The sequence below is a fragment of the Dietzia sp. UBA5065 genome (assembly GCA_002415925.1).
Taxonomy (GTDB): Bacteria; Actinomycetota; Actinomycetes; order Mycobacteriales; family Mycobacteriaceae; genus Dietzia.
In genome coordinates this window covers 9,768-15,696 of record DIAZ01000096.1, presented here as the reverse complement: position 1 = coordinate 15,696, position 5,929 = coordinate 9,768, and the positions used below count along the sequence as shown (strand labels likewise).

Sequence of the window (5,929 nt, the reverse complement as noted above, 5' to 3'; positions counted from 1 at the left end):
CTCGACGACGCCGGGCTCGAGCGCTCCTACCAGGCACACCGCGACGCGTACCGACGCATCTTCGACCGGCTCGGGATCGAGTACGTGATCTGCGCGGCCACCTCGGGTGCGATGGGCGGGTCGGCCTCCGAGGAGTTCCTCGCGGTCTCGGCCGCCGGCGAGGACACGTTCGTCCGCTCGACCGACGGCGGGTACGCGGCCAACGTCGAGGCGGTCGTCACGCCCGCCCCGCCCGCGCGCCCCCTCGAGGGACTCCCGGACGCCCGCGTGTACGACACACCGGAGTGCCCCACCATCGACGCGCTGGTGGCGTGGGCCGGCGGTGCCGACCTCGGGCGGGAGGTGACCGCCGCCGACACGCTCAAGACGGTGATGCTGAAGGTCCGTGCGCCGGGCAAGGAGTGGGAGCTGCTGGGCGTGGGCCTGCCGGGCGACCGCGAGGTGGACATGAAGCGCGTCGAGGCGGCGCTGGAGCCCGCCGAGGTCACCGTGCTCGACGACGCCGACTTCGCGGCCCACCCGTTCCTGGTCAAGGGATACCTCGGCCCCCGGGCGCTGGCGGCCCACGAGGTCCGATTCCTGGTCGATCCGCGCGTCGTCGAGGGGACCGCCTGGATCGCCGGCGCGGACGAGCCGGGCAAGCACGTGGTGGACATGGTCTGCGGACGCGACTTCACCCCCGACGGGACGATCGAGGCGGCCGAGGTGAGGGAGGGCGACGCGGCCCCGGACGGCCACGGCACGCTCACCCTCGCACGCGGCATCGAGATCGGCCACATCTTCCAGCTCGGCCGTAAGTACACCGATGCCTTCGGCTTCGATGTCCTCGGCGACAACGGCAAGCCGGCCCGGGTCACGATGGGGTCGTACGGGATCGGGGTCTCCCGACTCGTCGCCGTCCTGGCCGAGCAGTTCGCGGACGAGAAGGGCCTCGTGTGGCCGGCCGAGGCGGCGCCCGCCGACGTCCACGTGGTGGTGGCGAACAAGGACGCCGCCGCGGTCAGCGGCGCCGAGTCCCTCGTCGACGCCTTCGACAGGGCACGCCTGGAGGTGCTGTTCGACGACCGCAAGGCCTCGCCCGGGGTGAAGTTCAAGGATGCCGAGCTGATCGGGGTGCCCTGGGTCGTGGTCGTCGGTCGCGGCTGGTCCGAGGGGACCGTCGAACTACGTCATCGGGCGACGGGGGACGTCACGCAGGTGCCCGTCGAGGGTGCCGCCGACGAGATCGTGCGGCTGATCGGGGCCGGCCGCTAGTCGCCCGGGGGTCCCGCGGCGGTCAGGCGGGCGGCGGGAACCCGGGTAGCGCCTCGAACGGCGCTCCCGGGACGAGAGTCCGCCAGCGCGCGAGCTGCACCGCGGCGGCGGTGAGGGCCTCCAGGCAGAACCTGCGGACCTCGGGGGTCTCCGCGGCCCCGGCCTCCACCCGCCACGCCTCGCAGCAGTCCGATTCCAGCCGGATGGCCAGCAGGACCGGAGAGGTCGAGACGTCGGGCGCCGTGAGATAGCCGACCGGCGCAGGGGCGGCGCCGGGCCACAGCCTCTCGGCGGCATCGCGGCGGGCACGGTGAGCGGCGAGCTCCCGTCGCACCGCCGCTCGGATCCCGGCGTCGGCGCCGGCGAGCACGAGACCGTAGCCGTAGACGGCGGCGTCCTCGGCCGCGAGCCCGGGCGGCGTGGTCACGCGAGCACCACCTCGAGCGCCGCGGTGCAGGCCGCCGACACCGAGGCCGCGAGCTCGGAACGGTATCCCCGCGAGGACTCCGCGACCTCCCCGGCGCGTCTGGCGTCGTCGCGCATCCGCGCGCGCACCTGCCCGATGGGCGGGCAGACCGGGGGCGGTCCGGTCTCGGCCGTCCCCTCGGCCGTCCCCTCGGGCGCGAGCCGGCGGATCTCGGCGGACAACCGCTCGGCCTGCGTCCGTCTGGCGTCGGCGATCCGGCGGAGCCGCGCCACGTCCTCCCCGTGGGTGGCGTCCGCGGCGGCGAGCTCCCGCGCATCTCGTTCGGCGGCGTCGGCCAGCTGCTGGAGGGGGTCCGGCTCGTCGGCCGCCCGGGGCGGCGTGCAGCCTCCGGCGGCCACGAGCCCGCCGACGCCGGCGGTCAGGCCGACGAACCGGCGTCGCGACAGGGGAGCGGGGGCGGAAAGGGGCACCACGACATCCTGCCAGGGGGCGGGGCCTGCGGGGTGGAGGCGGTACAGTGATCCGGCCCGACCGCAGACCCGGATCGGGAGTCACCAGTACCGACGCCAGGAGCATCGTGATCGTCCCCGAGCCCGACAGGGCCCACATCAGCAAGACGGTCTCCGACCGTGGTCTCCAACTCGAGGAGATCCGGGAGGATTCCCGGTCGACCACCTGGCAGGTCGTCGTCGTGGTCGATGGTGACAGGGGGGTCTCGCTCGACGACCTCGCGGAACTGTCCTCCGCGTTCGACTCCGTCGCGGAGGCCTGGGGCGGGCCCGAACGCGCCGTGACCCTCGAGGTGACCAGCCGCGGGGTGGACGCGCCCCTGGAGCAGCCGCGGCACTGGCGACGGGCCCGCGGACGCCAGGTCGACGTCTCCTACGTCGACGGCGTCGACGGACCCGCCCGCGGACGGGTCGGCGATCTGGACGAGGAGGCCGGTTCGGTGCGGCTCGTCTCGAGGTCGGGTCGTGGGATGCGGGTCGACTCGGTAGCGTTGGAAGACATGGCCCGCGCGGTGATCCGGGTGGAGTTCCAGCCCGCGCCGGCGGATGAACTCGCCCTCCTCACGGAGCCCGAGAACCCCGGACGTGGCGTGCGAGAAGGAGAGAACAGTTGAACATCGACATGGCGGCCCTGAACATGCTGTCCCAGGAGCGGGAGATCCCGCTCGACGACCTGGTGCGGACGCTGGAGAATGCACTGCTCACCGCGTACAAGCGGACCGAGGACGCCCATCGGGTCGCCCGCATCGAGTTGAACCGCAAGGCCGGGACCGTGGCGGTCATGGCCGCCGAGGTCGACGACGAGGGAAACAGGATCGGCGAGTTCGACGCCACCCCGTCCGACTTCGGGCGGGTTGCCGCGTCGACGGCTCGTCAGATCATCCTCCAGAGGCTCCGCGAGGCCGAGACGGAGCGGATCTACGGCGACCTGGTCGCGCGCGAGGGGGAGGTGGTCAGCGGCGTCATCCAGTCGGATTCCCGCGCCAACGCCCGCGGAATCGTCGTGGTTCACATCGGACCGGAGAACGGGGGAACCGAGGGCACGATCGCGCCGGCCGAGCAGGTGCCGGGCGAGACCTACCGTCACGGCGAGCGCATCAAGTGCCACGTCGTGGGCGTGCACAAGGGGCCGCACGGCGCCTCGGTCTCCCTCTCCCGCACCCACCCGGACCTGGTCCGCGGGCTGTTCGCGCTCGAGGTCCCCGAGATCGGGGACGGGTCGGTCCGCATCGCGGCGATCGCGCGCGAGGCCGGGCACCGGACGAAGATCGCCGTCGAGACGACCGTGTCGGGGCTCAACGCCAAGGGGGCGTGCATCGGCCCGAACGGGGCTCGCGTCCGAGCGGTGATGGCGGAGTTGAACGACGAGAAGATCGACATCGTGGACTACGACGAGGACCCCACGGTGTTCGTCGGGAACGCGCTTTCGCCCGCCAAGGTCATCTCCGTGACGGTCGCGGACGCCGACCTCCGGGCTGCCCGCGTGGTGGTCCCGGATTATCAGCTCTCGCTGGCGATCGGGAAGGAGGGCCAGAACGCCCGCCTGGCCCACCGCCTGACCCAGTGGCGCATCGACATCCACAGTGACGCGGAGTGAGTCCCGCCGCGCGCCCGACCACGCGGTCGGGCGCGCCGTTAGTGCTCACGCCGTGCAGCCTGTAGACTGAGCAGTTGTCACAGTGACTTCACGTCCACCCGGCCTCGCCGGGCGGGACGGCGAGATACCGAGGCGGCCGATTTGCGGGTGGTCAAGAACCAGCAGGACGGTCACGCCGGAGTGCCGGGTCCGATCAGGACCTGCGTCGGCTGCCGAAGTCGGGATTCAGATTCCCGGCTACTCCGGATCGTTCACGATCCGGAGACGGCGGCTCTCTTGCCGGACCCCCGCCGTCGGGCGGAGGGACGAGGAGCCTGGGTGCACCGCGACCAGCGGTGCATCGCGACAGCACTCGACCGCAGGGCCTTCATCAGGGCCTTGCGCGTCGCCGGGAACGTGTCCCAGGACGCGATCTCGGAGGTGGTCGGGACTCTCGTCGTCCCGGGCACGAGACCACCCGCCGGCCACAATGGCCGGTAGGGGGAGCACAAGAAGAGGAACGGACCAGACACGATGAGAACACCGTGAAGCTCCAGCGATGAACGTCCATCGAATGTAGACCGAGGTCGCGCGGCCAGCCCTGCCGTGGAGACCTCGCAGTGAGGAGAGCAGTGGCAGGCAAGCCCCGGGTACACGAGCTGGCAAAAGAGTTCGGTATCACCAGTAAAGAACTTCTGACGAAACTCCGCGATCAGGGAGAGTTCGTCAAATCCGCGTCGTCGACACTCGAGGCCCCGGTCGTCCGGCGCCTCCGCCAGTCGCACGCGCCGGCCGACGGCGGCACCGACGCCGCACCGGCCGCGCCCGCGACGGGTGGATCCAGCGCGCCGAAGCCCGGCGCGGCGTCCAAGCCGGCTCCCGGCCCCCGTCCGGGGGCGGATCCGCGCAAGGCGGCACCCAAGCCCGCCGCCGAGCGGCCCACCCCGGGCGCCAGGCCCGCGGCTCCGGCCCCGTCACCGGCGCCGCAGCCCCCCGCGGCCGAGCGGCCCACCCCGGGTGCCAGGCCTGCGGCTCCGGCGCCGACGCCGACGCCGCAGCCTGCCGCCGAGCGGCCCGCCCCGGAGGCGGCTCCCGACGCCCCGGCGGCTCCCGCCGCGTCGCGTCCGGCTCCCGGCCCGCGTCCTGCGGGTCCGAAGCCCGGCCCCAAGGCTCCGCGAGTCGGCAACAACCCGTACTCGAGCGGGACCACTCCTGCGCCGCGTCCGCAGGGCGGCGCCCGCCCGGCACCCGGCCAGGGCGGTCCCCGTCCCGGGGGTGCCCGTCCGGGCGCGCCTGGTCAGGGCGGTCCCCGTCCGCCGCAGCGTCCGGGTGCCCCGGGTCAGGGCGGTCCCCGTCCGGCGCCCGGCAACATGCCGCCGCGTCCCAGTCCCGGCCAGATGCCCGGTCAGGTCGCGCGTCCCGCGGCCGGTCGCGGTCGCCCGGGCGGGCCGGCCGGCCGGCCGGGTGGCGGAGGCTTCCGCCCCGGTGGCGGCGGCGGAACCGGCGCTCCCGCGGCCGGAGGCGGCGGTTTCCGCGGTCGCCCGGGTGGCGGTGGCGGTAACCGTGGTCGCGGCGGTGCCGCGGGTGCGTTCGGTCGCCCCGGCGGCGCGCCCCGCAGGGGCCGCAAGTCCAAGCGGCAGAAGCGTCAGGAATATGACTCGATGCGGGCCCCCGAGGTCGGCGGCGTCCGGTTGCCGGATGGTCGCGGCCAGGTCCTGCGCCTCGCGCAGGGTGCCTCGCTGAGCGACTTCGCGGACAAGATCGACGTCAACCCGTCCCAGCTGGTCCAGGCGCTGTTCAACCTGGGGGAGATGGTCACCGCGACGCAGTCCGTCACCCCGGAGACGCTGCAGCTCCTCGGCGAGGAGATGGGCTTCAAGGTCCAGGTCGTCAGCCCCGAGGACGAGGACCGTGAGCTGCTCGACTCGTTCGACCTGTCCTTCGGTGAGGATGAGGGCGGCGAGGACGATCTCGAGATCCGCCCCGCGGTCGTCACCGTGATGGGTCACGTCGACCACGGCAAGACCCGGTTGCTCGACAGCATCCGGTCCGCCAAGGTCGGCGAGGGTGAGGCCGGTGGCATCACCCAGCACATCGGCGCCTACCAGGTCACGGTTCCGGTCGACGGATACGACCGCACGATCACCTTCATCGACACCCCCG

At 73.3% G+C, this 5,929-nt stretch carries 7 protein-coding genes; 5 read left to right on the top strand and 2 right to left on the bottom strand.

What is annotated here, in order from left to right; translation table 11 throughout:
* Positions 1-1,254: His/Gly/Thr/Pro-type tRNA ligase C-terminal domain-containing protein (locus B4M60_RS07285; RefSeq protein WP_291081780.1), on the top strand; the 1,254-nt coding region annotated here is incomplete at its 5' end.
* A gap of 22 nt (positions 1,255-1,276) precedes the next feature.
* On the opposite strand, the gene B4M60_RS07280 is transcribed toward B4M60_RS07285, so the two are convergent.
* Together B4M60_RS07280 and B4M60_RS07275 are read right to left on the bottom strand one after the other, a co-directional pair.
* Positions 1,277-1,681, bottom strand: a complete 405-nt coding sequence (locus B4M60_RS07280; protein WP_291081778.1) for a DUF4439 domain-containing protein — start codon at positions 1,679-1,681, stop codon at positions 1,277-1,279.
* Positions 1,678-2,151, bottom strand: coding sequence for a hypothetical protein (locus tag B4M60_RS07275; RefSeq protein WP_291081776.1), 474 nt, complete (start codon positions 2,149-2,151; stop codon positions 1,678-1,680). The genes B4M60_RS07280 and B4M60_RS07275 overlap by 4 nt, the downstream gene beginning before the upstream one ends.
* A gap of 107 nt (positions 2,152-2,258) precedes the next feature.
* Here B4M60_RS07275 and B4M60_RS07270 point away from each other — a divergent pair, with 107 nt between their 5' ends.
* The 4 genes from B4M60_RS07270 to B4M60_RS07255 all read left to right on the top strand — a co-directional run.
* The gene (locus tag B4M60_RS07270; protein WP_291081774.1) at positions 2,259-2,804 is read left to right on the top strand and encodes a ribosome maturation protein RimP; all 546 of its coding nucleotides are present in this window, start codon (positions 2,259-2,261) and stop codon (positions 2,802-2,804) included.
* On the top strand, positions 2,801-3,787 hold the full coding sequence (gene nusA / locus B4M60_RS07265; RefSeq protein ID WP_291081772.1) for a transcription termination factor NusA: 987 nt from the start codon (positions 2,801-2,803) through the stop codon (positions 3,785-3,787). Before B4M60_RS07270 ends, nusA begins: the two co-directional genes overlap by 4 nt.
* A 147-nt stretch (positions 3,788-3,934) precedes the next feature.
* Positions 3,935-4,267: a YlxR family protein gene (locus B4M60_RS07260; protein ID WP_349679613.1), complete on the top strand. Its 333-nt coding sequence runs from the start codon at positions 3,935-3,937 to the stop codon at positions 4,265-4,267.
* Positions 4,268-4,398: 131 nt separating this feature from the next.
* Positions 4,399-5,929: translation initiation factor IF-2 N-terminal domain-containing protein (locus B4M60_RS07255; RefSeq protein WP_291081770.1), on the top strand; the 1,531-nt coding region annotated here is incomplete at its 3' end.